This is a genomic window from Halalkalicoccus paucihalophilus, from assembly GCF_001593955.1.
Taxonomy (GTDB): domain Archaea; phylum Halobacteriota; class Halobacteria; order Halobacteriales; family Halalkalicoccaceae; genus Halalkalicoccus; species Halalkalicoccus paucihalophilus.
Genome location: NZ_LTAZ01000003.1, coordinates 1 through 23,377, shown reverse-complemented (window position 1 = coordinate 23,377; position 23,377 = coordinate 1). Strand labels below are relative to the sequence as shown.

27 protein-coding genes are annotated in these 23,377 nt (G+C 64.9%); 21 read left to right on the top strand and 6 right to left on the bottom strand.

Annotated elements, in window-relative coordinates:
* The first annotated feature begins 63 nt into the window (after window positions 1-63).
* The 4 genes from htpX to HAPAU_RS03665 all read left to right on the top strand — a co-directional run bounded on the left by htpX (window position 64) and on the right by HAPAU_RS03665 (window position 3,133).
* Window positions 64-939, top strand: coding sequence for a zinc metalloprotease HtpX (gene htpX / locus HAPAU_RS03680; RefSeq protein ID WP_066379763.1), 876 nt, complete (start codon window positions 64-66; stop codon window positions 937-939).
* A 60-nt stretch (window positions 940-999) separates the two neighbouring features.
* Window positions 1,000-1,605 carry a PspA-associated protein PspAB gene (gene pspAB, locus HAPAU_RS03675; protein WP_066379761.1) on the top strand — a complete coding sequence of 202 codons (606 nt, stop codon included), beginning with the start codon at window positions 1,000-1,002 and terminating at the stop codon, window positions 1,603-1,605.
* 109 nt (window positions 1,606-1,714) lie between these two features.
* Window positions 1,715-2,749, top strand: coding sequence for a DNA repair and recombination protein RadA (gene radA / locus HAPAU_RS03670; protein ID WP_066379759.1), 1,035 nt, complete (start codon window positions 1,715-1,717; stop codon window positions 2,747-2,749).
* A gap of 66 nt (window positions 2,750-2,815) precedes the next feature.
* Window positions 2,816-3,133 carry a 2Fe-2S iron-sulfur cluster-binding protein gene (locus tag HAPAU_RS03665; protein WP_066379756.1) on the top strand — a complete coding sequence of 106 codons (318 nt, stop codon included), beginning with the start codon at window positions 2,816-2,818 and terminating at the stop codon, window positions 3,131-3,133.
* On the opposite strand, the gene HAPAU_RS03660 is transcribed toward HAPAU_RS03665, so the two are convergent.
* Together HAPAU_RS03660 and HAPAU_RS03655 are read right to left on the bottom strand one after the other, a co-directional pair.
* Entirely contained in the window at window positions 3,130-3,549 is a 420-nt protein-coding gene (locus HAPAU_RS03660; RefSeq protein WP_066379754.1) for an iron-sulfur cluster assembly scaffold protein, read from the bottom strand. The two genes, HAPAU_RS03665 and HAPAU_RS03660, sit on opposite strands and share 4 nt — an antisense overlap.
* A 45-nt stretch (window positions 3,550-3,594) precedes the next feature.
* Complete coding sequence (locus HAPAU_RS03655; protein ID WP_066379752.1) at window positions 3,595-4,809, bottom strand: outer membrane protein assembly factor BamB family protein; 1,215 nt, start codon at window positions 4,807-4,809, stop codon at window positions 3,595-3,597.
* 96 nt (window positions 4,810-4,905) lie between these two features.
* Between HAPAU_RS03655 and HAPAU_RS03650 the strand changes: the two genes are divergently transcribed.
* Window positions 4,906-5,100, top strand: a complete 195-nt coding sequence (locus HAPAU_RS03650) for a hypothetical protein (RefSeq protein ID WP_066379750.1) — start codon at window positions 4,906-4,908, stop codon at window positions 5,098-5,100.
* A gap of 113 nt (window positions 5,101-5,213) precedes the next feature.
* Here HAPAU_RS03650 and HAPAU_RS03645 read toward each other — a convergent pair whose 3' ends face one another.
* The gene (locus HAPAU_RS03645) at window positions 5,214-6,461 is read right to left on the bottom strand and encodes an aminotransferase class V-fold PLP-dependent enzyme (RefSeq protein ID WP_066379748.1); all 1,248 of its coding nucleotides are present in this window, start codon (window positions 6,459-6,461) and stop codon (window positions 5,214-5,216) included.
* A gap of 145 nt (window positions 6,462-6,606) precedes the next feature.
* Here HAPAU_RS03645 and HAPAU_RS03640 point away from each other — a divergent pair, with 145 nt between their 5' ends.
* Window positions 6,607-7,575: a TatD family hydrolase gene (locus HAPAU_RS03640; RefSeq protein WP_066379741.1), complete on the top strand. Its 969-nt coding sequence runs from the start codon at window positions 6,607-6,609 to the stop codon at window positions 7,573-7,575.
* Here the strand turns inward: HAPAU_RS03640 and HAPAU_RS03635 are convergent, their stop codons facing one another.
* Window positions 7,576-7,866, bottom strand: a complete 291-nt coding sequence (locus tag HAPAU_RS03635; RefSeq protein WP_066379739.1) for a DUF424 domain-containing protein — start codon at window positions 7,864-7,866, stop codon at window positions 7,576-7,578. It lies immediately after the preceding gene.
* Window positions 7,863-8,600: a tetratricopeptide repeat protein gene (locus tag HAPAU_RS03630; protein ID WP_066379737.1), complete on the bottom strand. Its 738-nt coding sequence runs from the start codon at window positions 8,598-8,600 to the stop codon at window positions 7,863-7,865. Before HAPAU_RS03630 ends, HAPAU_RS03635 begins: the two co-directional genes overlap by 4 nt.
* A gap of 330 nt (window positions 8,601-8,930) precedes the next feature.
* Here HAPAU_RS03630 and thpR point away from each other — a divergent pair, with 330 nt between their 5' ends.
* The 8 genes from thpR (at window position 8,931) to HAPAU_RS03590 (ending at window position 14,324) form a co-directional block, all read left to right on the top strand.
* Window positions 8,931-9,491: an RNA 2',3'-cyclic phosphodiesterase gene (thpR, locus tag HAPAU_RS03625; RefSeq protein ID WP_066379734.1), complete on the top strand. Its 561-nt coding sequence runs from the start codon at window positions 8,931-8,933 to the stop codon at window positions 9,489-9,491.
* A gap of 80 nt (window positions 9,492-9,571) precedes the next feature.
* Window positions 9,572-9,877 (top strand): DUF7563 family protein, encoded by a 306-nt coding sequence (locus HAPAU_RS03620; protein WP_066379731.1) that lies wholly within the window; start codon window positions 9,572-9,574, stop codon window positions 9,875-9,877.
* Between the two features lie 43 nt (window positions 9,878-9,920).
* The gene (locus tag HAPAU_RS03615; RefSeq protein ID WP_066379730.1) at window positions 9,921-10,073 is read left to right on the top strand and encodes a 50S ribosomal protein L39e; all 153 of its coding nucleotides are present in this window, start codon (window positions 9,921-9,923) and stop codon (window positions 10,071-10,073) included.
* The gene (locus HAPAU_RS03610; protein WP_066379729.1) at window positions 10,073-10,351 is read left to right on the top strand and encodes a 50S ribosomal protein L31e; all 279 of its coding nucleotides are present in this window, start codon (window positions 10,073-10,075) and stop codon (window positions 10,349-10,351) included. Before HAPAU_RS03615 ends, HAPAU_RS03610 begins: the two co-directional genes overlap by 1 nt.
* Window positions 10,351-11,016 (top strand): translation initiation factor IF-6, encoded by a 666-nt coding sequence (locus tag HAPAU_RS03605; RefSeq protein WP_066379728.1) that lies wholly within the window; start codon window positions 10,351-10,353, stop codon window positions 11,014-11,016. The genes HAPAU_RS03610 and HAPAU_RS03605 overlap by 1 nt, the downstream gene beginning before the upstream one ends.
* Before the next feature lie 76 nt (window positions 11,017-11,092).
* Window positions 11,093-11,548, top strand: coding sequence for a prefoldin subunit alpha (gene pfdA, locus HAPAU_RS03600; RefSeq protein WP_066379727.1), 456 nt, complete (start codon window positions 11,093-11,095; stop codon window positions 11,546-11,548).
* A 1-nt stretch (window position 11,549) separates the two neighbouring features.
* Window positions 11,550-12,734 (top strand): signal recognition particle-docking protein FtsY, encoded by a 1,185-nt coding sequence (gene ftsY / locus HAPAU_RS03595; RefSeq protein ID WP_066379725.1) that lies wholly within the window; start codon window positions 11,550-11,552, stop codon window positions 12,732-12,734.
* 63 nt (window positions 12,735-12,797) lie between these two features.
* Window positions 12,798-14,324 (top strand): flippase, encoded by a 1,527-nt coding sequence (locus HAPAU_RS03590; RefSeq protein ID WP_066379722.1) that lies wholly within the window; start codon window positions 12,798-12,800, stop codon window positions 14,322-14,324.
* On the opposite strand, the gene hpt is transcribed toward HAPAU_RS03590, so the two are convergent.
* Window positions 14,321-14,872 carry a hypoxanthine/guanine phosphoribosyltransferase gene (gene hpt, locus HAPAU_RS03585; protein WP_066379719.1) on the bottom strand — a complete coding sequence of 184 codons (552 nt, stop codon included), beginning with the start codon at window positions 14,870-14,872 and terminating at the stop codon, window positions 14,321-14,323. The two genes, HAPAU_RS03590 and hpt, sit on opposite strands and share 4 nt — an antisense overlap.
* 198 nt (window positions 14,873-15,070) lie before the next feature.
* Here hpt and HAPAU_RS22170 point away from each other — a divergent pair, with 198 nt between their 5' ends.
* From HAPAU_RS22170 to HAPAU_RS03560, 7 genes are all read left to right on the top strand, one after another.
* Window positions 15,071-15,244: a hypothetical protein gene (locus HAPAU_RS22170; protein ID WP_157078413.1), complete on the top strand. Its 174-nt coding sequence runs from the start codon at window positions 15,071-15,073 to the stop codon at window positions 15,242-15,244.
* Between the two features lie 29 nt (window positions 15,245-15,273).
* A complete protein-coding gene (locus HAPAU_RS22165) occupies window positions 15,274-15,648 on the top strand; it encodes a hypothetical protein (protein ID WP_084383658.1) in 375 nt (124 codons plus the stop codon).
* Window positions 15,609-16,349 carry a hypothetical protein gene (locus tag HAPAU_RS22160; protein WP_084383657.1) on the top strand — a complete coding sequence of 247 codons (741 nt, stop codon included), beginning with the start codon at window positions 15,609-15,611 and terminating at the stop codon, window positions 16,347-16,349. The genes HAPAU_RS22165 and HAPAU_RS22160 overlap by 40 nt, the downstream gene beginning before the upstream one ends.
* Before the next feature lie 238 nt (window positions 16,350-16,587).
* Window positions 16,588-18,510, top strand: a complete 1,923-nt coding sequence (locus tag HAPAU_RS03575) for a hypothetical protein (RefSeq protein ID WP_066379716.1) — start codon at window positions 16,588-16,590, stop codon at window positions 18,508-18,510.
* A 188-nt stretch (window positions 18,511-18,698) separates the two neighbouring features.
* Window positions 18,699-20,396: a nitrite/sulfite reductase gene (locus HAPAU_RS03570; protein WP_066380310.1), complete on the top strand. Its 1,698-nt coding sequence runs from the start codon at window positions 18,699-18,701 to the stop codon at window positions 20,394-20,396.
* On the top strand, window positions 20,389-21,960 hold the full coding sequence (locus tag HAPAU_RS03565; protein ID WP_066379712.1) for a Coenzyme F420 hydrogenase/dehydrogenase, beta subunit C-terminal domain: 1,572 nt from the start codon (window positions 20,389-20,391) through the stop codon (window positions 21,958-21,960). The genes HAPAU_RS03570 and HAPAU_RS03565 overlap by 8 nt, the downstream gene beginning before the upstream one ends.
* A gap of 46 nt (window positions 21,961-22,006) precedes the next feature.
* The coding region (locus tag HAPAU_RS03560; protein ID WP_066379708.1) for a signal recognition particle protein Srp54 at window positions 22,007-23,377 on the top strand (1,371 nt) is incomplete at its 3' end.

Genomic DNA, 23,377 nt, shown 5'->3' with positions numbered 1-23,377 from the left:
AACCCGCCCCCCGTCCCACGGGAAATACTCAACCCTTTAGATGTTCGGGACCGTATCCCGGGTATGCAGTGGCAAACGGACTGGGGGCTACGTGGCCGGATGGCCCTGACCGGGTTCCTCCTGTTCGCCCTCTATATCGTCTTCGCCGGGCTACTGGTCGCGTACTTCGGGAACGTCATCCCCATGCTGATCATGCTCGGGGGGTTCTCGCTCCTCCAGTACTACTTCAGCGACACGCTCGCGCTCAAAAGCATGGGCGCACACGAGGTCAGCGAGGACGAACAGCCGGCGCTTCACGATATGGTTACCCGGCTCTCGCGACAGGCCGACCTCCCCAAGCCGAAGGTGGCGGTCGCCGACTCGCGGGTTCCCAACGCCTTCGCGACGGGGCGAAACCAGAAGAACGCGACCGTCTGCGTGACGACGGGCATCATGAACACGCTCGATCGCGAGGAGCTAGAGGGCGTGCTCGCTCACGAACTCGCCCACATCAAGAACCGTGACGTGATGGTGATGACCATCGCGTCGTTTCTCTCGACGATCGCCTTCATCATCGTTCGCTGGGGCTGGCTGTTCAGCGGCGGTGGCGACAGCAGGAACCAAGCGCCGATCTGGGTCGCGATCCTCGTCTCGCTGGTCGTCTGGGCGATCAGTTTCCTACTCATCCGGGCGCTCTCGCGCTATCGCGAGTACAGCGCCGACCGCGGCGCGGCGACCATCACCGGCAAACCCTCCGCGCTCGCGAGCGCGCTGATGAAGATCTCCGGACGGATGGACAGCGTCCCGAAGGAGGACCTCCGCGAGCAGGCCGAGATGAACGCGTTTTTCATCATCCCGATTCGCTCGGGTTTCATCGGTAGGATCGCGAGTACCCATCCCCCGACCGAGCGTCGGATCGAGAAGCTCCGCGACCTCGAACGCGAACTCGAAACGGCCTGAAACCGACCGGACGAGGCCGCGACCTACAACACCTTTACTTCCGGTGTCCCATCGTGGGATATGGGCATCATGGATACTATTCGTGCGGTCTTGGGTAACAGCGCGGAGCACGACGCCACCCGCGAGGCCGATCCCGAGGACCTCTTCGGGATGAGTACGGCCTACATGACCATGGAGGCCGATCTCGACTTCCCCAACGAGGGCACCGCGGCGCTCTGCTTTTCGAGCGTCGACAGCACGGACTTCGAGGACACCCTCCGGGAGGTCCGGGACATCCTCGAAGCCGGCGAGGCCGAGACCGGAACCAGCGCTTCGATTCGGATGGATCAGCAGGGATACCACTGGGTCGTCCTCACCGACTCGGACCCCGAGGACCTCGTCACCAGCATCCACTTCGCGGCCGACACGTTCATCGAGCGAGGCTACGGATCCAGACTGTTGGCGGCGCTCTTTACCTTCGAAAAGGACTCGAACTACGTCTACTGGGTCTACTCGTTCCGCCGGGGCGCCTACTATCCCTTCGCGCCGACGCGAGGCCGCGAACGCGATCAGTCGGTCGAGTTCAAACTTCAGAGCGTTCTGGACGGGGAACTCGGCGTCGAGGACGATACCGACTACTGGTATCCTCTGTGGCCCGAGTCCCCAGGCAATCACCCGTGGGACTAGCCGGGTAAACGTTCGGACCGCTGTGATCCGTTCCCCCTTCCGTCGGTCAATTATACTTTCACCTTCCTGTTAACGAGCGTTTATACGGATCTGGGAACAAGGGATGGGTATGGCAGCAGAATCAGACCTCGAAGACCTCCCCGGCGTCGGCCCGGCAACCGCCGAGAAGCTCATCGACAACGGCTACGACTCCTACACCGGACTCGCAGTAGCGAGCCCCGCTGAACTCTCGAACACCGCTGACGTCGGCGAGTCGAGCGCCGCCGATATCATCCGTGCCGCCCGCAAGGCCGCCGACGTCGGCGGCTTCGAGACCGGATCGACAGTGCTAGAGCGTCGCGAGCGCATCGGGAAGCTCTCGTGGCAGATCCCCGAGGTCGACGAGATGCTCGGCGGTGGCGTCGAGACCCAGTCGATCACCGAGGTCTACGGCGAGTTCGGGGCCGGAAAATCGCAGGTCACCCACCAGCTCGCAGTCAACGTCCAGCTCCCCAGTGAGCAGGGCGGATTGGAGGGGAGTGCGATCTTCATCGATTCGGAGGACACCTTCCGTCCCGAACGGATCGACGACATGGTCCGCGGACTGGAGGACGACGTCCTCAAAGCGATGCTCGCAGACCGCGAGATCGACGGCGGACCCGAAGACGAGGTCGCACTCGATGCGCTCGTCGAGGACGTGCTGGACAAGATCCACGTCGCAAAGGCGTTCAACTCCAACCACCAGATGCTGCTGGCCGAGAAGGCAAAGGAGCTCGTCGCCGACAACGAAGAGAGCGAGTGGCCGGTCCGACTGGTCTGTGTCGACTCGCTCACCGCGCACTTCCGTGCGGAGTACGTCGGGCGTGGCCAGCTCGCAGAACGCCAGCAGAAGCTCAACAAGCACCTCCACGACCTCTCGCGGATCGCCGACCTCTACAACACCGCGATCCTCGTGACCAACCAGGTCGCCTCGAACCCCGATTCCTTCTTCGGGGATCCGACCCAGCCCATCGGCGGGAACATCCTCGGGCACAAGTCCACCTTTCGGATGTATCTGCGGAAATCGAAGGGTAACAAGCGGATCGTTCGCCTCGTCGACGCACCGAACCTCCCCGACGGCGAGTCGGTTATGCGCGTCGAGGGTGCCGGCCTGAAACCAGAGTAAGCCTCACCTCCTTTCGTTTTCTTCCTCGTCGACGGGTATGTGAGCCTACAGCCCCTCCCATCGAGTATGACCCACGAGATCACCCTCGAATGGCCCGACGACCGCGAGGAGACGTTCTCCGCGGAGGAAAACGAAACGGTCCTCGAGGCCGCCGCCCGGGCGGGGATCCGGCTTCCCTACGACTGTCGGAGCGGTACTTGCGCCGAATGTGTCGGGCAGGTTCTGAAGGGAAGTATCGAACACCGGCGGATGCCACGCGCGCTTGAAGAGTCAGATAGAACGGAAGGCTACGCACTGCTGTGTATCGCAGTTCCACGGGAGGACTGTCGGATCCGGACGGGGTCGCGGCTCACGGCCGAACTCGGGTCGAGCCCGTGGGGTTAGTCTTCGGTCGTCGTTTTGTCGAGGTTCTTCTCGCCCCGATAGATCTCGGCGCCGTCCTGAGCAACCTTTTCGGCGAGTACCGCACACTTGATGCGCATCGGGCTGATCTCGATGCCGAGCATCTCGGTGATGTCGTCCCGATCCATCTCGTCGAGCTCGTCGAGACTCATCCCTGGTAGCTCCTGGGTCAGCAGGCTCGCACTGGCTTGGCTGATCGCACAGCCATCCCCCGAGAAGGCGACGTATTCGATGGTCTCGCCGTCGTCTTCGAGGAGTACGTCGACCGTGATCTCGTCGCCACACATCGGATTCTCGCCGACGTGCGAGAAGGTGGGATCCTCGAGTTCGCCGTAGTTCCGCGGGTTCTTGTAGTGATCGAGGATCTGCTCGCGATACATGTCCGATCCCATGCTCATAGTGAAATCGAGTACGGGAGTGGCAGCCAAAAGGGTTCCGCAGGGCTATCTGAGCGCGTAGAGGCTCCCGTCCGTACTGCCGACGTAGAGCGTCCCGCCGACCACTGCTGGCGAGGAGAAGACCACCTCGCCGATCGAACGGCTCCACTGGTTGGTTCCCTCGGCGGCGTCGAGTGCATAGACGCTGCCCGCACGATTTGCGACGTAGACCCGATCGCCCGCGACCGTCGGCGAGGACCAGACCTCCCCGCCAGTCCGAAAGCGCCAGCGCTCCTCGCCGGTCGCGGCGTCGAGCGCGTAGACGTTGCCGTCGCGGTTGGCGGTGTAGACGGTGTCGTTCGCGATCGCCGGCCCCGACCCGGTCCAGTCACCGGTCTCGAGTCGCCAGCGCTCCTCACCGGTCTCGGCCTCCAGCGCGTAGAAAACCCCTCCCCTGTCGCCGACGAAGACCGTCCCCTCGGAGACAGCGGCGGGTCCCTCGAACTCCCCTGCCCCCTCGACCGTCCACAGTTCCTCGCCGGTCGCGGCGTCGAGCGCGTAGAAGACCTCGTCGAAGCTCCCGACGAAGACCGTTCCCCCGGAGACGGCCGGACTGGCGACGACCTCCGCGCCGGTTTCGGCCCCCCACTCGCTGTTCCCGCGCGCGTAGACGCTCCCGTCGTCACAGCCGACGTACAGGGTTCCGTCGACGATCGCCGGCGAGGAGCCTACCGGCCCACCGGTTTCGAGGCGCTCGGCCTCCGTGCCGTCCGAGAGGTCGATCGCGTGGACCCCGTCGTCGAAGCTCCCGACGTAGGCGAACTCGCCCGCGACCGCCACCGACGAGAAGACGTTTCCGCCCGCCTCGAACGCCCACGTCTCCTCGCCCGATTCCGTCCCCAGCGCGTACAGCCTGTCGTCGTAGCTGCCGACGTAGACCACGCCATCGAAAACGGTCGGCGAGGCGTAGATCGAGTCGCCGGTTTCAGCCGTCCACGCGATCCCGGGGTCCTCGGGGCCGCTCGCATCCGGCCGATGGCCCGTGTTTGCGGGGTCCGCGCGGTAGGTCGGCCAGTCCGTCGTTTCTGACCCCGCTGCTCCGTCGTCCTCTGCGAGGGGCTCCTCACCGCCCTCGCCGGCTCCGCCGCCCGAGGATCCGTCACCCGGTTGGTCCTCTGCGTCCGTGTCCCCGGTGTCGGTACAGCCGGCGAGGCCGCCGAGCACGCCGACACCAAGTGCCCGAAGGAGCCGCCGTCGTCTCGCGTCCGGACTCCCGTCCATGGCGAGGCCGTCTCGCCGAGTCGCCCTGAGTGTTTCGCTCAACCCGCAGTACGACAAAAAGTGGACAACTAATGCGTCCCGTCACGGACCTCCCGTATGGACTCCGATGGGGCACTCGCCCGTACTACCCGCCGTAGACGCCTGCTGTTCGGACTCGTCGGACTGTTCGTCGTCCTCCTGACCGTCGGTACGAGCCTGATCTTCGCCGGCTACCCCGGCCTCGGGATCACGCTGGTCGCTGTGAGTCCGCTCGCGCTGGTTGCGGCCGTCGTCTCGTTGGTTCGCGGATGATTACGCGAACAGCTGCCACGCGTCACCGGAGCAACAGAGCTGCTCCGAGCGTCCACTCGCTTCGCTCGTGAACACGTCGACCGCTCGCGATCTCCTTTGCGGTCAGCGTTCGCTCACGCGAACAGCTGTCGCGCGTCGTCGACCGCCTCGACCAGTTTGTCGACCTCTTCGCGGGTGTTGTAGAGGTAAAAGGAGGCCCGCGCGGAGGCCGCGACGCCGAGTTTGTCGTGCAGCGGCTGGGTGCAGTGATCGCCCGCCCGGATCGCCACGGCGTGGTCGTTCATGATCGAGGCCATGTCGTGGGCGTGAACGCCGTCGAGGTTGAAGCCGACGAGTCCGCCCCGATTCTCGGCCTCCGGCGGTCCGTAGATTTCGATGTCGTCGAACGCCCCTAATCGCTCCAAGGCGTACTCGGTGAGCCACTCCTCGTGGGCGCGGATCCGGTCCATGCCGATCCCTTCGAGGTACTCGACAGCGCGATCGAGGGCGATCCCCTGGGCGATCAGCGGGGTGCCGGCCTCGTATTTCCAGGGTAGGTCGTTCCATGTCGAGTCCTCGAACTCGACCTTGCGGATCATCTCGCCGCCGTAGAGGAACGGCTCCATTTCCTCGAGGATCGATTTTTTCCCATACAGACAGCCGATGCCGGTTGGCCCGGCCATCTTGTGGCCCGAGAAGGCGTAGAAGTCGGCGTCGATCGACTCGACGTCCACCGGTCGGTTCGGGACCGCCTGTGCGCCGTCGACGAAGATCAGCGCGTCCTGTTCGTGAGCGAGGTCCGCGAGTTCGCCCACGGGGTTGATCGTCCCGAGCGCGTTCGAGACGTGGACTACGGAGACCATCCGGGTGTCCGGGCCGATCAGTTCGCGGGCGTGGTTCATGTCCAGCTTCCCCTCCTCGGTGATCCGGATGTAGCGAACCGTTGCACCCGTCTTCTTCGCTATCTGTTGCCACGTCACCAGCGACGCGTGGTGTTCCATTTCGGTCAGCACGACTTCGTCGCCCTCTTCGAGCTCGTTCAGCCCCCACGCGTAGGCGACGAGGTTCTCGGCCTCGGTGGTGTTCTTCGTAAACACCATCTCCTCGCGCCCGCCCGAGGCACCGACGAACGCCGCCAGTGTGTCGTGGGCCTCCTCGTAGTGAATGGAGGCCTCCTGGCTGAGGTGATGGATCCCTCGGTGGACGTTCGCGTTGGTGGTCCGATAGTAGTCGCTGATCGCGTCGATCACCTGGTTCGGCGTCTGCGTGGTGGCGGCGTTGTCGAGGTACACCACCCGGTTGCCGTCGAACTCCCGCTCGAGGATCGGGAAATCCTCCCGGATTCGTTCGACGTCGAGCGGCGCGGATTCCTGAACTCCCATTGATGAGGGAGACGGGTTCGAGGGAGAACATTCCTTCGGTCCTCACGGGGAGACGTAACTGGAACCGGTTTCACGTACCCGCCCGGCCCGCGATTCATGCGATGGGTTTCCATACCGTTACTATCCCACCTGGAGTAGGCCCGGCATGGCTTCGTTCGCGAACCGGCCACTCGGCGACACGCCCGACGGGAAGACACCCGATCCGATCGAGATCCCCTGGATCGACATCCACCAGCACACCCAGTCGCTCACGTGGAACGACCGCGAGAAATTCGATCTGAGCGGTGCTCGTGCGGCGGTGATGATCGCGGCGGGCTACTACTGGGCACCGTATCGCCCCGTCTCAGCCGATGACGTCCGATTTCTCTGGGACGACGCCCTCAGACGAGCGGCGTGTTTCGACCACCGCCATTTCTACGATCAGTACGTCGCCGTCGGCGTCCACACGTGGGCCGGGGTCGAAGGAGCGGAGGACCTGCTTGCGGCCCTGCCCGAGTACTGTGCGGACGAGCGGGTGGTCGCAATCGGTGAGACGGGGATCGAGTCGACCCACCACACGGTTGGATGGGGACTCGACGAACAGCGCGACGTCGTGCGCGAACAGATGCACGTCGCATACGAAACCGGTCTCCCCATCCTGATCCACACGCCCGGATCGAGCAAAGGCGGCCTTTCCGCGAGATATAGCCACAGCTACGAGGAGGCCAACGAGAGTTTTACCGACCCATTGCTCGACCCCGAGACCGCGAAGCGAGACGCCGTCGAGATCGACCTCGAACTCGTAGACGAGGCAGGCCTTCCCGACGAGCAGGTGGTGATCGACCATGCGAGCCCGCAGATCGTTCCGCTCGTCTTGGAGACGACCGATTGTTATCTGAGCTTCAGCGTCAGCGCGCCGTGGCTACGTGGGTTCGATCCCGCCGATGTCGCGAGCGCGATCGAGGAGTACGGAAGCGATAGGATCGTCCTCGACACCGATCTCATCGGCGCGATGGAACACGACGCCTTCGCGATGAAGCGGACGATCATGGACCTGTGTCGTCTCGGCGTCGACCGCGAAGACATCCGAACCGTCGTCTACGAAAACCCCTCGAAACTCCTCGATATCGACTGATTACATCCGCAAGAACTGTGCGTGGGGCGTCCCGTCGATGTCGAGAACGTTGGTTTCGTCGACGTGGCCCCGTTCGATCGCGAGCGCGACCGCCCGCTCGCCCACGAGGTTCGCGACGCTGGCGCGTGCGAGCGTCGCCGCGACCTCGGATTCGTCGGCCTCCTCGCCGCCGTAGAACTCCTCGGTCACGGTAATGGAGACGTCGCCGTTCTCGAAGGTCTCTCCGAGGACGTTCCGATCACACACGGAAACCAACAGCCCTTTCGGGGTTTGCCGCTCCGTGAGGATCATCGCTCCAGCAGCTGTTGTTCCGTCTCGGCGCGCAGGTCCTCGGCCTCCTCTGCGAGTTCCTCGGCCTGTTCGTCCTCGCCCAGTTCTTCGTGGGCGCGAGCCTTCTCCGCGAGCAGATCCGCGTTTCTGAGTCCCAGTCGCATCGCGTTGTCGAAGCAGTTGACCGCCTCTTCGGCGAGCCCACGTTCGAGCAGGAAGAACCCGCGGTTGTACCAGGCGTGCGGGGATCGATTATCGATCTCGACGGCGCGTTCGGCGTGATCCAACGCCTGCTCGGTTTTTCCCGTCTCCCAGAGCGCGTACGCGAGGTTGGTCTCTGCGACTGCGGCGTGTTCCGAGCTCTCGCTGATCCGGAGCGCTTCCCGGTAGGCGCCGATCGCCTCGTCGTATTCCTCGAGTTCGGCGTGGGCGACGCCCTTGTTCGCCCACGCTTCTTGGGCGAGCAACGAGTCCTCCTCGGCGAAGCGTGCGGCGCGCTCGAAGGTCGTGGTCGCCTGCTCGTGACGATTGATTCCCATGTACGAAAGGCCGACCTCGATCAGCGACTCGACGTCGATGTCCTCGCGCGAGACGTTGTGCTCGTCGAGCAGGTCGGTGAGGACACGCGAATCGACGGGGTCGACCTTCTCGGGATCGACCCGGAGTTCGGGGGGATCGAGATCGAACTCCTCGTAGGCGTCGGAGAAGCCCTGTCCCTCGGAAAAGCGGTGGTCTCGGTCCTCTGAATCGGTCATAACCCGGCTAGGCGAGGTACGGTGTTAAGCCCTACGCACGAAAGCCCTCGCAGCAGACTGGCGTCTGCTGCTCGCCCTTTTCATTTCCCTAAGAAAGGCCGCAAAGCGGCCTTTCTGGGTCCCGGAAATCTCCGATTTCCGAGGACCGCCAGGCAGCATCGCGAGCAGTTCGGTTCCGAACTGCTCGCGTAGGGGACCTGCCCTTCCCCGCCCCGCTCGCGTAGCTGCCGGAGATGGCAGCCACGCTCGCGCCGGCCACCGCACCGCTACAGCACCACCCGCCGCACTACTGACCCACAGCGATTACTCGCTGGCCGTCGAACACCCGCCATGCGCCTGTTCGTCAGCATCGACCTCCCCGAGGCGTTCGCCGAGCGCATCGCCGCCGTTCAGGAGGAGCTTTCGGACGCCGGTGGGATCCGACCCACCGACCCGACCCAGACCCACGTCACGCTGAAGTTCCTCGGCGAGGTTTCCGAAGACCGTGTTCCCGAACTCGAAACCGGGTTGGAAACCGCCGTCGCCGACGCCGGCGTCAGCCCCTTCGAGGCCGAATACGGCGGTCTGGGGGTCTTCCCCTCCCTCGAGTATATCAGCGTCGTCTGGCTCGGGGTCCGGGACGGAGCCGCGGAGATGACTCGACTCCACGAGGCCATCGAGCGCGAGACGGTCGAACTGGGATTCGACCCCGAGGACCACGACTTTACGCCCCACGCGACCATCGCACGGATGGACCACGCCGGCGGGAAGGAACTCGTCCGGACGCTCGTCCGCGAGTGCGACCCGCCCGTCGGCCGAACCCCCGTCGAAGAGGTGACGCTGATGAGGAGCGAACTCGGTCCGGACGGACCGGTCTACTCGACGGTCGGATCGTATCCGCTCGATACGTGATAGTACTTACCCCGGAGTCGGCCACCCTGTCACTATCCAGTAACTATAAGATTATTATACTTTAGATATTATATGTTTACATGGTTCGATGTAACCGCTGTGATGGCTACGTTTCGCGCGACTACGCCCGCGTGTTCGGTGACAACGACGATCAGGTCGCCTCCTGCCCGAACTGCCCCGTCGAGTGGGTCGAGAACGAGGACGGACACGAGGAGCGTCCGGAGCGCAAATTGACCTTCAAGATGAGCGAGTTCGAGACGGACGACGGGTCCTCAACGACGGGCCGGAGCGAGGCCCTCACGACGGAAGAAGGCGAGGGGTCCGAGACCGAACCTTTCGCCGGTCGGTTCGGTCGGGTCGGGAAAGCGGTCTCGGGGCTGTTCTGAAAAGGACAGGATTTTATGCGCCGACGGGGTACTGCCGGGTACTATGGGCAAGAAATCGAAGGCAAAGAAGAAGCGGCTGGCGAAGCTGGATCGCCAGAACTCGCGCATCCCCGCGTGGGTGATGCTCAAGACCGACCGCGACGTGACGCGAAACCCCAAGCGGCGAAACTGGCGCCGTAGCGACACCGACGAATAATGAGCGCCAACGACTTCGAGGAGCGTGTGGTGACGGTCCCGCTGCGGGACGCCAAAGCACAGGCCAGCCACGAGCGCGCGGACAAGGCGATGTCGCTCGTCCGCGAGCATCTCGCGAAACACTTCAAGGTCGACGAGGACGCCGTGCGGCTCGACCCCTCGATCAACGAGGCGGTCTGGGAACGGGGCCGGCGAAAGCCCCCGAGCAAGCTCCGCGTGCGGGCGGCTCGGTTCACCGAGGAGGGCGAGGCGCTCGTCGAAGCCGAGCTCGCTCGATAGTGCTTCGCACCGCCTTCTTCGGCTCGTCGTCGGTCGGCGTCTTCGCGGCCGCGACCGACGACGCAGTCCTCGTGCGCAACGACGTCGAGGACGACCTGCGCGAGGTGTTGGAGGACGAACTCGCCGTTCCGGTGATCCCGACGACGATCGGCGGCTCCTCTACTGTGGGTGCGCTCTGTGTCGGCAACTCGCGGGGGTTGCTCGTCAGCAACCGGATCACGGAGGCCGAACGCGAAACGATCGCCGACGTCGTCGACCTCCCGATCACCGAACTGCCGGGGAAGATCAACGCCGCGGGCAACGTCGTGCTCGCCAACGACAGCGGCGCGTACGTCCATCCCGACCTCTCACGGGAGGCCGTACAGGCGGCCGAAGACGGGCTCGACGTGCCGGTCGAACGGGGCGAACTCGCGAGTCTCAGAACCGTTGGAACCGCCGCCGTGGCGACGAACGACGGCGTGCTCTGTCACCCCAAGGCCACGGACGGGGAGCTCGACTTTCTCGAAGAGCTCCTCGACGTCTACGCCGACATCGGGACGATCAACTACGGCGGGCCGCTCGTCGGCTCCGGCCTGGTGGCGAACGCCTTCGGCTACGTCGCGGGCAGGGACACCACGGGGCCCGAACTCGGGCGGATCGAGGACGCGCTTGGCTATCTCGACTAGGAAGATACTTCCGGCTCGCGGGCCCAGTTGTGGGCATGACGTTCGTTTCTCTCAACACGGTGATCGCGCGATGAGCATGGGCGGTGCAAGCCCCGAACTGCAGGAGCTCTCCCAGCAGCTTCAGGAGCTCGACGCACAGCAAAACGCCCTCGAAGACGAGGTCGAGAGCCTGCAGGACGAACAGGCCGAGATCACGGACGCCGTCTCGGCGCTCGATTCGCTCGAGACCGGTTCGACGGTGCAGGTCCCGGTCGGCGGCGGCGCGTACGTCCGCGCGACGGTCGATGATATCGACGAGGTGATCGTCGACGTCGGCGGCGGCTTCGCCGCAGAACAGAAACGCGACGACGCGACCGAGACGCTCCAGGCGAAACGCAACACCCTCTCGGAGCGCATCGACGAGATCGAAGCCGAGATCGACGAGGTCTCGGCCGAGATCGACGAGGTCGAACAGCGAGCCCAACAGGTCCAACAGCAGAGCCAACAGCAGGCGATGCAGCAGCTCCAGCAACAACAGAACGACGAGCAGTGACATGTTCGACGGGCTGAAAGAGAAGCTCGGTCGCTTCCGTGAGGACGTCGAGGAGGAGGCCGAAGCGACCGAATCGACCGAACCGGAGGATGCCACGGAACCCGAAGCGGAGACGGCCGAGGCCGAGGCGGCCGAACCGACGGTGGAATCGGATCCGTCGGCGGAGCCGGCCGACCGAGCGACGCCGGATGCCGAACCCGAACCGGCCGGTTCGGGCGAACCCGTCGAGCCCGAAAACGCCGTCGAGGACGACGAGGCCGGTACCGAGGTCGCGGATACAGCCGACGAGCGCTCCTCGGGCAGCGGGTTCATGCACCGGGCGAAGTCGCTCGCGACCGGCCAGATCGTCATCGACCCGGAGGTCATCGAAGGACCCTTGGACGATCTGGAGTTCGCGCTGCTCGAAAGCGACGTCGAGTTCACCGTCGCCCAAGAGATCGTCGCGAACCTCCGAGACGAGTTGGAGAACGCGACCCGTGGAATGACCCAGACGGTCGAGGAACGGGTCGACGAGGCGCTTCGCGAGGCTCTCTTGGAGGTCATCAGCGTCGGGCAGTTCGACTTCGACGAGCGGATCGCCGCGGCCGAAAAGCCCGTCACCGTCATCTTCACCGGCGTCAACGGCGTCGGCAAGACCACCTCGATCGCGAAACTCTCGCGCTATCTCGAGGAGCGGGGCTACTCCACGGTGATCGCAAACGGCGATACCTACCGTGCGGGCGCGAACGAACAGGTCCGCGAGCACGCCGACCGACTGGGCACGAAGCTCATCTCCCACGAACAGGGCGGTGATCCGGCGGCGGTGATCTACGACGCCGTCGAGTACGCCGAGGCCCACGGGGTCGACGTGGTGCTCGGCGACACCGCGGGACGCCTTCACACCAACGAGGGGCTGATGGACCAACTCGAGAAGATAAACCGTGTCGTCGGGCCCGACATGACCCTGTTCACCGACGAGGCCGTCGCCGGACAGGACGCCGTCCAGCGCGCGAAGAAGTTCAACGACGCCGCCGAGATCGACGGCGCGATCCTCACGAAGGCCGACGCCGACGCCAACGGCGGGGCGGCGATCTCGATCGCGTACGTCACCGGCAAACCCATCCTCTTTTTGGGCACCGGTCAGGGCTACGACGACCTCGAACCGTTCGACCCCGACTGGCTGGTCGACCAGCTGTTGGGCGAGTGATGGCGGCCGTTCACCGTTCGCCATTCGGAATGTACCTTCTCGACGGGTCGGTGTAACTCCTCGATGGCCGACGCCGAACCCTTTCAGAAACTGTTCACCGGCGGGAGCATCGTCTTCGTCGGCGAGATGTTCGGGCTCGGGATCTCGTTTCTCTCCGCGCTCGTCATCGGCCGACTACTCGGCCCCGAGGGCTACGGTGCGATCGCACTCGGCACGGCGGCGCTCGCGACCGTCTCGACGGTCGTTCTCTTAGGCATGCATACGGGCGTCGGACGGTTCCTTCCGCGCTACGACGATCCCGAACGGCGACGGGGAGTCCTCGTCTCGGCGTTCCAGCTCGTGTTGCCCCTCTCGATCCTCGCGGGTGGCGTGTTGATCGTCTTCGCCGAGCCGATCGCCACCCGCGCGTTCGGCGATCCGAACGTCGTGCCGGTGTTACGGGTGTTCGGGCTCGCGATGCCGTTCGCGTCGATCGAGAAGCTCGCCATCGGCGGGATTCAAGGGACGAAACGCACGTTCCCGAAGGTGCTCGTCGAGAACGTCACCGCCCACGTCACCCGCCTCCTCCTCGCAGTAGTGATCCTCTGGCTGGGCTACAGCGCCGCCGGGGTCGCGTGGGCCTACGTCGTCGGGCACGCCGCCGCGGCGGGACTCGGGCTCTACTACCTGTACCGGTACACGCCGCTGTTTACGCGAACCGAGGCGACCTCGATGCACCGCGAGTTGCTCGCGTTTTCGGCCCCGTTGATCATCTCGGCGATCATGGTAAAGATCCTCGCCGACATCGACACCTTCCTGCTGGGGTATTTCGTCTCGACGGCCGACGTCGGCGTCTACAACGTGCTCTACCCGCTGGCGACGATGCTGACGGTCGTGCTCGCCTCCTTCGGCTTTCTGTTCGTCCCGATCCTCTCGGAACTGCACGCCGAGGGGGACACCGAGGAGATGGGCCACATCTACCAACTGGTCACGAAGTGGATCTTCATGGCCTCCCTTCCGATCTTCATCGTCATCGCGCTGTTTCCCGACCTGCTGATCCGTCTGACGTTCGGCCCCCAGTACACCGAGGGTGCGCTCGCCCTCTCGGTCCTCGCGGTCGGCTTCTTCGTCCACGCGGTCGTCGGCCCGAACTACAAGACGCTGACCGCGATGGGTCATACCCGCCTCATCATGCTCGACAACATCGGGGCCGCGGGACTGAACATCGCGCTCAACGTCGTCCTCATTCCTCGCTATTCGTATCTCGGCGCTGCGGTCGCCACCGTCATCTCGTATTTCCTGCTCAACGTCGCCTACTCGCTCCAACTCTACACCCGCACCGGGATCCACCCGTTCAGCGCGTCGCTGTTGAAACCCGCGACCGCCGCGCTCGTGGCGATCGGCGGGCTCTACTTCCTCGTCACCTCGCTCGTGACCGTCACGCTCCCGGTATTCTTCGTGCTGTTCGCGCTCTTTCTCGGGATCCATGCCCTCGTCACGCTCCGGTTCGGCGGGATCGAACGCGAGGAGATCGTCCTCGTCCTCGACCTCGAAGAACGGCTAGGTGTGGATCTCGGCCCGGCCAAAACGATCGCAAAGCGCCTCCTCTAGGGCGTCTCGTTGACGACGACGGCCCCGTTCCGGATCTCGACCTCGACCAGCGACGTGAGCGACACCGGGAGATCGACGGGGTCGCCCACGCGCCGGATCACAACCACGACCTCCGTCGGCTCCGCCCCGAGTTCGACGAGAGCCCCACACAGCGCTCGGAGGGTGCCGCCGGTCGAGCAGACGTCGTCGACGAGCAGGACGCGGTCGCCGGCCTCGATTCCGTTGACGTAGAGTTCACCCTCGGAGTAGCCCGTCTCCTGGTGGACGGCGACCTCGGTCTCGAACCCGTAGGAGCGCTTTCTGGCGACGCTGAAGGGGATCTCGGTTTCGAGGGTGAGCGCCGTCGCGTGGTGGATCCCCATCGACTCGGCGGTGAGGATTCGATCGACCCCCTCCAGATCTGCGACGCGGGCGATCCCCTCGGCGATCTCCCGGAGCAACGGCGCCTCGACCGCCGGGATGGCGTCGGTCACGGGATGGACGAAGTAATCGTACCCGTCGCGTGAGACGACGGGCGCGCTCTCGAGCGAGCGAACGAGCCGGTCCATACCGGAACCTGACCGACCGGCTCGAAAAGTCTGCCGGCCGTGCGTATAATCCATGATTAATTACACAAAATTTATTATTAATATATATTTAGAAATCATGCACCACGGACAGGACGACAGTTCAATGGGGCGTCGCGCCTATCTCACGCTCGGACTCACGGCCGCCGCGAGCGCGGTCGGTGTGGGTCCACCCCAGTCATGGCACGTGAGGACCCAGCGCCGAGCGGGGAAGTAGGCGGCGGCGAGGGCTATGACCGGACGGTCTCGCCCGAGGAGGCCGACGTCGTCGTCTCGACGCGCGAGGAACTGCTCTCGGCGCTCGACGGGGGATCGAAGACGATCTACGTGGCGACGACGCGGTCATCGACCTGAGCGTCCATCGGATCACGATTCCGGGCGATGTGACCCTCGCCAGCGGGCGCGGCCGGAACGGGTTATCGGGCGCGCTGATCACCGCCGACGAACGCGCCTCGCGACTCTTCCAGATATACGAGGCGGGCGTGCGGATCACGGGCCTGCGGTTTCGGGGCCACCACGTCGGTTACTACGATCCCGCGGGGAACGCCTGGGACAACGACTCGCTGGCGCTGCGGGCGTACGCCGACTGCGAGATCGACAACTGCGAACTCTACGGCTGGACCCACGCCGCGATCGGGATCGGTCGCCACGGCTCGGATCCGCTGGACAGCGCGGCCCACGTCCACCACTGCTCGATCCACGACAACATGATGGAAGGTTGGGTTACGGCGTCGTCGTCTATCGGGGCGACCCGCTGATCGAGCACAACTACTTCGACGCCAACCGCCACAGTATCGCCGGTGGCGGTCGAGCCGGCTGTAGCTACGAGGCCCGCTACAACCTGCAGGGGCCGAACGGCCTGATCTTCGGCTTCGAGATGCACGCCCCTGGCGGCGACCGGATCGACGTCCACCACAACACGTTCGAACTCGTCGAAAACCGGAGCGGGAACGCGACCGCGGCGATCGCCATCCGCGGCACGCCCGGTTCGGGCGCTCGCGTGGCCGACAACTGGTTTTTCAATCCGACCGATCCCGGCGCGGATCGGTACGTCGACGGCTCGCCCATTGTCCAGTACCACAACGACGCGGACGGCAACGGGTGGGATGAGGTCACGCTCTCGGGCAACCACTTCGGACCCGACGAACCGACTGCGGACGTCGGCCATCCCCGCGAGACGGACGACGCGGGCGATACCAACGCCGACCGGGACGTACTCACCGTCGCGGGCCGTGGCTCGACCGCGAACTACGAGCTTTCCGTCTCGGGCGAGGTCGAGAAATCCACCGCCTACGGGGGTACGATCAACGACTACGACTCGGTCGACGGCTCGAAGGTAACGGGCCGTACCACCCGGGAACCCGACTCCTACGCGTTCACGGGCGAGATCACCGACTTCGAGACCAGCGCACCGGTCGAGACCACGATCGACGGCGACCGAATCGATCTCGGTCCCTGAGTAACGCTATTCTTTCACTCTTGTTGAGATTAATTCCCCCATATACCGCCTATCATACCCTCTCTCGACGGATTTCGGATTTCGAATTGAGTTCGGTCTGTGATCGTGTGCCGATATACCGTGCCGCGATGTTACCCCGGCCATAATAAAGCGGGTGGGCCCGAAAGAGCGGGCGATGCGAGGGAGGGGACGGTATCAGCGGCGCAGTTCGGGACCGATCGGAAGGGGGGTATCGTAGATGCATCTCTCCGTCCGGGGCTACCGGGTCGGGTTCGGGACCCTCGGCGCAGTTGGGGGTCTCCTCCTCGCGGCGCTGTTGATCCCGCTCAACCTCTACCTCTCCCACGTTCTGGTGCGGACAGTCCCGCCGGTGCTCGCGGTCGCCTGTCTGCTCTATCTGGTCGCGACGCGGTCCCAGTCGGTCGATCGGGTCGCGACCGTCTCCCGATCGGTCGTCTACGCCCTCCCGGGCGTCGTTTTCCTCGGTACGACCGGACTGATAGCCCTGTCGCTCCTGACCGGCGGACGCGGGCCCGCGTTCTATGCGATCACGATCGCCCTCTCGGTGCTGGTGTTCGTCCAGATCGCGTTCACACCCGACCGTGATTTCTCGGTCGGCCTGTTGCTGGCACAGGTGGTCGCGCTGGGGTTCGTGGTCCGTTTCGCCGGACTCCTAGGATCGGCGGGCTACGTCGGGATCGACGTCTGGGTACATATGCCACAGTACGTCCGGGGGATCCTCGACACCGGTTCGATCGCGGGAATGGGGCGGACGAAGTACAGCGCCGCGCCGTTCTACCACCTCGTAGTCGCCGCGACGACGCTTCTCACCGGTGTCACGCCACGTCTCGCGCTCTTCGGCTCGATCGGCGTCGTGATGGCCGTCGTGAGCCTGCTGGTCTACCTGACGGCCGTCCGGTTCGTCGACCCGCGCTGGGCGGTCTTCGCCACGGCGGCCTACTCGATCAGCGACTTCGTCGTGGTCTGGTCGATCCACCTCATTCCGACGAGTCTGGGACTGGTGGTCTTCCTCGCGATCCTGTTGCTGTTCGTCCGGATCCAACAACACGGGCCCCGCCCCGCCGAGGTCGCCCTGCTGATCGGGTTCATGTTCGCGATGGCGCTCACCCACCAGGTCTCGGCGTTCATCATGGTCGTGCTGTTCGGTGCCGGGTCGCTCGCACAGATCGTCTTGAGCGCCGGCCAACTCCGACAACGGCTCCTCTCCGAGGACGGCTACTCGATCCGCATCCACAGCGTCCACGGGTATTCGGCGTTCGCACTCGGGTTGCTCATGCTGGTCTGGAGCATGACCCCGTGGGGCGATCGGACGTTCACCGAGGCGGTCCTCGTGGTGCTATGGGGATCGATCGAGGGCAGCGGACTGTTCGACCGCGGCGGTGCCGCGGCCGCGGGTGCGGGCGGCGGCGAGCCCGGATCGTTCCTCGGGGGGACCGTCATCCCGTTGATCGACCAGACCGGGTTCCTCCTCTTCTTGTTCGGGACCGTCGTCGGCAGCCTCTATCTCCTCGGGCGAGAGCGCACGAGCCAGTCAGGACTCACGCTGATCGTCGCCGCGCTGATCATGGTGGTCTTTACGGTCGTTCCGCCGCTCTTTGGTCTGCGCAACTTCCTGCCCGGACGGTGGTTCGCGTTCCTCTATGCGGTGATGGCGATCCTCACCGCCGTCGGGTTCGACCGGCTGCGTCGGGACTGCTCGCCCCAACTGCTCGCGGCGGTCGTTCTCGTCTTCGCGCTCGTCTTCTCCGGCGGCATGGTACTGAATAGCGACGCGACACAGGACGCTCCCGCCTTCCCCGAGCAGAACATCCGCTATGGCTACACGCAGGCGGAGGTGACGGCGATGGAGACGCTCGTCGAGACGACCGAGAGTAGCGCCGAGAACCCCATCTACAGCGATAGCCCCTACACCAGCGTTCTGAACCGCTACGGGGGCGAAGAGCGTTTCACCTCGGCCACCGTCGACGGCGAACCACCCGACCACGAGACGATCGTCTACCGCGACTACCAGCGCGAGGGTGCCCCTCAGTTCGACACCGCCGACGGTCGGAACCACGTCCGCCAGACCTCCATCGAGGAGATGTGTGGTACCCGTTCGATCGGCTACGACAACGGGGATGTCACGCTCTGTGAGCGCTGATCACGCCCCGGCGTCGCCGGGCAACTGGCCGTCATGTGTCACAGCTAGCAGCAGTACTCGCCGCTAATCGGTATCCGTGACAGTCTTCGCCCTGATAGGGGTACCTTTAGGTCGCGCTCCCGATTTCATCGCATGAGAATTGTGACCGAGTATCAATCCGTGTCGACCGACTACAGGGGGTGGCCGCCGTGAACGCAGTAGAACGCTGGAAACAGGAGAAACACCCGCTGGACGCCATCGAGGACGTCTACGAGTACGCCGAAGAAGGGCTCTCGTTCGACGAGATCGAGGAGCGTGGCGGCGAGGGCGTCTGGGAGCGCATGAAGTGGACCGGGATGTACACCCACGGCCGCCAGCGGGGCTACTTGATGATGCGCACGAAGGTTCCCGGGGGGTATCTCACGCCTGAACAGGCCGAAACGATCGGCGAGGTCGCACGCGACTTCGCCACCGCCCCCGAGGCCTACGGCGGCAGCGAGCAGAACGAACTCTGGGGTGACGCCTACCTCGATATCACGACCCGGCAGGACGTTCAGATCCACTGGATCGAGATCGAGGACGTCCCCGAGATCTGGGATCGGTACGAGGCGGTCGGCCTGACGACGATCCAGGGCTGTGGCGACGGCGCGCGAAACGTGCTGGGCTGTCCAGCTGCGGGTCTCGACGATCACGAGTGTTTCGACGCCCAACCGGTGATCGAGGCGGTCTCAGACTTTTTCACTGGTAACCGCGAGTACGCGAACTTGCCCAGAAAATTCAAGATGACGATCACGGGCTGCAAGCATGACTGCGCCCAGTCGCAGATCAACGACATCGGACTGGTGCCCGCCCGCAAGGGGATCGAGGGCGAACCCCACTACGGATTTCACGCCCGCGTCGGCGGCGGCCTCTCGGACGGCCCGCGGATGGCCTCCGAACTCGACGTCTTCGTCCGCCCGGAGGACGCCGTCGAGTTCTGCCGGGCGATCGCCCAGACGTTCAAGGAGTTGGGCGACCGGCACAACCGCGGCGTCTGCCGGATGCGCTATCTCGTCCAGCAGATGGGTCCCGCGGCCTTCGAGGAGGCCGTCCGCGACCGGTGTTCGGTCGACCTCCCGACGCGCGGCGAGGGCCTCACCGAGGGCTACCGGGGCGATCACGTCGGCGTCCACGACCAGCGCGAAGAGGGGTTGAACTACGTCGGGTTCAACGTGATCGCCGGGCGGATGGGCGGCGAGGAGTTCGCCGAAGCCGCCCGCGCCGCCCGCGAGTACGGCACCGACGAGGCCTCGATCCGGCTCGCAACGGATCAGAACTTCCTGATCACTCACGTTCCAGAAGAGCGCGTCGAGGACCTCCTCGCCGAGCCCTTCGCCGCCGACTACCAGCCCGATCCCGGCCCGTTCTCGCGGGGGGCGGTCGGCTGCACCGGCAGCGAGTTCTGCAACTACGGGATCATCGAGACGAAGAACCGCATCAGGCGGTGGGCGCGCGAACTAGACGAGCGGATCGAGACCCCCGAGGACCTCGAGATGGTGCGCATGCACATGAGCGGCTGTTCGGCCTCGTGTGCCCAGCCCCAGATCGCCGACATCGGCTTCCGCGGCGAGACGGTCCAACTGGACACCGATGGCGACGGCGATGCCGACGACATCGTCGAGGGGATGGATTTCGGTCTCGGCGGCAGCCTCGGGACCGACAATGCGTTTCTCGACTGGGTCGAGACCGCCGTTCCCGCCGACGCGGTCATCCCGGCGCTCGAACAGCTGTTTTCGGCGTACGCCGAGGAGCGCCAAGAGGACGAACGCTTCTACGAGTGGTGTCGTCGCGTCGATAACGCCCGCCTGCGGACGGTGATGCGGGGGGCCGACGCGCCCGTCTCGAAGGGGATCGCCGCCGATGACTGATCGGCCGCTCCCCCGTGTTCCCGATGTCGATAGAGCGGGAACGGGGGTCCCGCCGACGAGTGGGGCGCGCGATCCCGCCAACGCGGATCCGGACGCGAAGCCGATCCGGTACCGGCGGGCCGACGGGAACGGGGGCGAAACGACCACGGATCACGCCACCGACGGGTGTGGCTGCTGGGACGGCGGCTGTGGCGGCGGTTCGAACGCGGCCGCCGACGGCAGCGGCGGCGCGGTCAACGTCGCCCCCGATGGAAGCCTCGGCGACCTGCAGTTCACGACGCCGGCCGAGGGAACGAGCCAGACTCTAGAGGGCGATCCGACAGAGCGCGTGAATGCGCCGGAGGGTGTCGACCTCGACACCCCGTCCTATTCGATTCGTTCGGAGATGAACGACATCGAGACACCCGACGAGAAGACGTGGTTCATGGAGCTCGATACCGCCGTCATCGACGACGGACGCTGTATCCAGTGTGGGACCTGTGTTGCCGCGTGTCCCTCCGACTCGATCGGGATCGGCGAGGACGACCTGCCGGAATTGGTGAAGATGTGTACCGGCTGTTCGCTGTGCTGGGACTTCTGTCCTCGCGGTGGCCTCCGATACGAGCGCCAGTGGGTGGTTACGGGCGGCGAGGACAACGTCAAGGGCGCGGGCGACCCCATCACCGAGTTCTCCGCGAAGGTCGGCGAGTCCTGGCAGCGCAATGCACAGGACGGCGGCGTCGTCACGAGCGTGCTCAGCCACCTGCTCGAAGCCGGCGAGATCGACGGCGCGCTGATCGCCACCGAGTCGGAGGACGAACCGTGGAAGGCCGAAAGCTTCCTCGCGACCACCCACGAGGAGCTGGTCGCGAACGCGGGGAGTTTCTACAACCAGACGATGGCGCTCGGCAACCTCGACCTCGACCGGTGGGCCGGAAAGCTCGACGTCCCCCTCGAGGAGGCGAGCCTCGCGCTCGTGGGAACGCCCTGCGAGGTCGAGGGGATCCGCGCGCTCCAGGACTTCGAGTGGGACTATCGGAGCCAGAACGCGGGCGTCCGCGCGATCGATTATACGATCGCACTGATGTGTACGAAGAACTTCAACTACCACAAGCTCATCGGCGAGCAACTAGAGGAGCGCCGCGGGATTTCCCCCGAGGGGATCGGGAAGATGGACGTGCTTCACGGCGACATGATCGTCTACGACCACGAGGGCGAGGAGGTCCTGCGCGAGGACGTCACGGAGTTCCACGACGCCACCCTCAAGGGCTGTAACGAGTGTGCCGATTTCACGGGTTTCTGTGCGGACCTCACCGTCGGTTCCGTGGGATCGAGCGACGAGTACTCCAGTGTGATCGTCCGCACCGAGCGCGGGATGGACGCCTGGGAACTGACCGCACCGGACCTCGACTACCACGACCTGGAGGACAGGAGCGCGGTCGGCAAACTACAGGGCTGGGACAAGAGGAAGGCCTTCGAGTCCCTCGAGCGCCCCTTCGACCCCGATGCACCCCGGTTCATCGAGTACACCGAGCACGCCGAGAACTACGGCACCCAGGTGAATCCCCACGAGAGCGATCACTGACCCGACGAACAAAGCCTTTAGCGCCTGGGTCGTCTACTCGGGGTAAATGGTACTCGACGATCTCGGAACCTCCCTCAGGGGGACCCTGGAGGACCTCAGAGGGAAGTCCCGGCTCACGGAAGACGACGTACAGGCGGTCGTCAAGGAGATCCAGCGCTCGCTGTTACAGGCCGACGTCGACGTCTCGTTGGTGATGGAGCTCTCCGATTCGATCAAGACCCGCGCCCTCGAAGAGGAGCCGCCAGGTGGGACGACCGCCCGCGACCACGTCCTGCGGATCGTCTACGAGGAACTCGTCGCGCTCGTCGGCGACTCGACGGAACTCCCGCTCGAAGAACAGACGATCATGCTCGCGGGCCTGCAGGGCTCGGGGAAGACCACGACCGCCGCGAAGATGGCGTGGTGGTTCTCGAAGAAAGGACTGCGTCCCGCCGTGATTCAGACCGACACGTTCCGGCCAGGCGCGTACGATCAGGCCAAACAGATGTGCGAACGCGCCGAGGTCGAGTTCTACGGCGACCCCGACGCCGACGATCCCGTCCAGATCGCCCGCGATGGGATGGCGGAGACGGCCGACGCCGACGTCCACATCGTCGACACGGCGGGTCGTCACGCCCTGGAGGACGAACTGATCGAGGAGATCGAGGCGATCGGCGAGGCGGTCGAGCCCGACCGCTCGCTTCTGGTGCTCGACGCCGCGATCGGGCAGGGGGCGAAAGAACAGGCCCGCCGGTTCGAGGAGTCGATCGGCATTCAGGGGGTGGCGATCACGAAACTCGACGGGACCGCGAAGGGTGGCGGAGCACTGACCGCAGTGAACGAGACCGACTCGACGATCGCCTTCCTGGGAACCGGCGAGGAGGTCGAGGACATCGAGCGCTTCGAGCCAAACGGCTTCATTTCTCGCCTACTGGGCATGGGCGACCTGAAACAGCTCACCGAACGCGTCGAGCGCGCGATGGCAGAAACCCAGGAGGAAGAGGAGGACTGGGACCCCGAGGACCTGCTGTCTGGCACCTTTACGCTCCACGACATGCGAAAGCAGATGAACGCGATGAACCGTATGGGCCCGCTGGATCAGATCATGGACATGATCCCCGGACTCGGCGGCGGGCTCATGGACCAGTTGCCCGACGACGCGATGGACGTCACCCAGGAGCGACTGCGCCGCTTCGAGTTCGTCATGGACTCGATGACCGACGCGGAGCTAGAACACCCGCGAGCGATCGGTCAGAGCCAGATCGAGCGCATCGTCCGCGGGTCGGGCACCGACGAGGAAACCGTGCGTGAACTGCTCCAACAGCACAAGATGATGGAGCGAACCCTCAAGCAGTTCCAGGGCATGGGCCAGGGCAACATGGACATGGAGCGGATGATGAAACAGATGGAGAACCAGGGCGGTGGTGGCGGCGGGATG

Bases quoted from the DNA above. Each gene is read 5' to 3' on its own strand.
- HAPAU_RS03565 (WP_066379712.1), top strand. From the start codon at position 20,389: ATGACTGATCGGCCGCTCCCCCGTGTTCCCGATGTCGATAGAGCGGGA.
- hpt (WP_066379719.1), bottom strand. From the start codon at position 14,872: ATGGACCGGCTCGTTCGCTCGCTCGAGAGCGCGCCCGTCGTCTCACGC.
- HAPAU_RS03590 (WP_066379722.1), top strand. From the start codon at position 12,798: ATGGCCGACGCCGAACCCTTTCAGAAACTGTTCACCGGCGGGAGCATC.
- thpR (WP_066379734.1), top strand. From the start codon at position 8,931: ATGCGCCTGTTCGTCAGCATCGACCTCCCCGAGGCGTTCGCCGAGCGC.
- pspAB (WP_066379761.1), top strand. From the start codon at position 1,000: ATGGGCATCATGGATACTATTCGTGCGGTCTTGGGTAACAGCGCGGAG.
- HAPAU_RS03610 (WP_066379729.1), top strand. From the start codon at position 10,073: ATGAGCGCCAACGACTTCGAGGAGCGTGTGGTGACGGTCCCGCTGCGG.
- htpX (WP_066379763.1), top strand. From the start codon at position 64: ATGCAGTGGCAAACGGACTGGGGGCTACGTGGCCGGATGGCCCTGACC.
- HAPAU_RS03615 (WP_066379730.1), top strand. From the start codon at position 9,921: ATGGGCAAGAAATCGAAGGCAAAGAAGAAGCGGCTGGCGAAGCTGGAT.
- HAPAU_RS03640 (WP_066379741.1), top strand. From the start codon at position 6,607: ATGGCTTCGTTCGCGAACCGGCCACTCGGCGACACGCCCGACGGGAAG.
- HAPAU_RS03650 (WP_066379750.1), top strand. From the start codon at position 4,906: ATGGACTCCGATGGGGCACTCGCCCGTACTACCCGCCGTAGACGCCTG.
- HAPAU_RS03660 (WP_066379754.1), bottom strand. From the start codon at position 3,549: ATGAGCATGGGATCGGACATGTATCGCGAGCAGATCCTCGATCACTAC.
- HAPAU_RS03665 (WP_066379756.1), top strand. From the start codon at position 2,816: ATGACCCACGAGATCACCCTCGAATGGCCCGACGACCGCGAGGAGACG.
- HAPAU_RS03575 (WP_066379716.1), top strand. From the start codon at position 16,588: ATGCATCTCTCCGTCCGGGGCTACCGGGTCGGGTTCGGGACCCTCGGC.
- HAPAU_RS03645 (WP_066379748.1), bottom strand. From the start codon at position 6,461: ATGGGAGTTCAGGAATCCGCGCCGCTCGACGTCGAACGAATCCGGGAG.
- HAPAU_RS03620 (WP_066379731.1), top strand. From the start codon at position 9,572: ATGGTTCGATGTAACCGCTGTGATGGCTACGTTTCGCGCGACTACGCC.
- HAPAU_RS22170 (WP_157078413.1), top strand. From the start codon at position 15,071: ATGGCACGTGAGGACCCAGCGCCGAGCGGGGAAGTAGGCGGCGGCGAG.
- ftsY (WP_066379725.1), top strand. From the start codon at position 11,550: ATGTTCGACGGGCTGAAAGAGAAGCTCGGTCGCTTCCGTGAGGACGTC.
- HAPAU_RS03630 (WP_066379737.1), bottom strand. From the start codon at position 8,600: ATGACCGATTCAGAGGACCGAGACCACCGCTTTTCCGAGGGACAGGGC.
- radA (WP_066379759.1), top strand. From the start codon at position 1,715: ATGGCAGCAGAATCAGACCTCGAAGACCTCCCCGGCGTCGGCCCGGCA.
- HAPAU_RS03655 (WP_066379752.1), bottom strand. From the start codon at position 4,809: ATGGACGGGAGTCCGGACGCGAGACGACGGCGGCTCCTTCGGGCACTT.
- pfdA (WP_066379727.1), top strand. From the start codon at position 11,093: ATGGGCGGTGCAAGCCCCGAACTGCAGGAGCTCTCCCAGCAGCTTCAG.
- HAPAU_RS03635 (WP_066379739.1), bottom strand. From the start codon at position 7,866: ATGATCCTCACGGAGCGGCAAACCCCGAAAGGGCTGTTGGTTTCCGTG.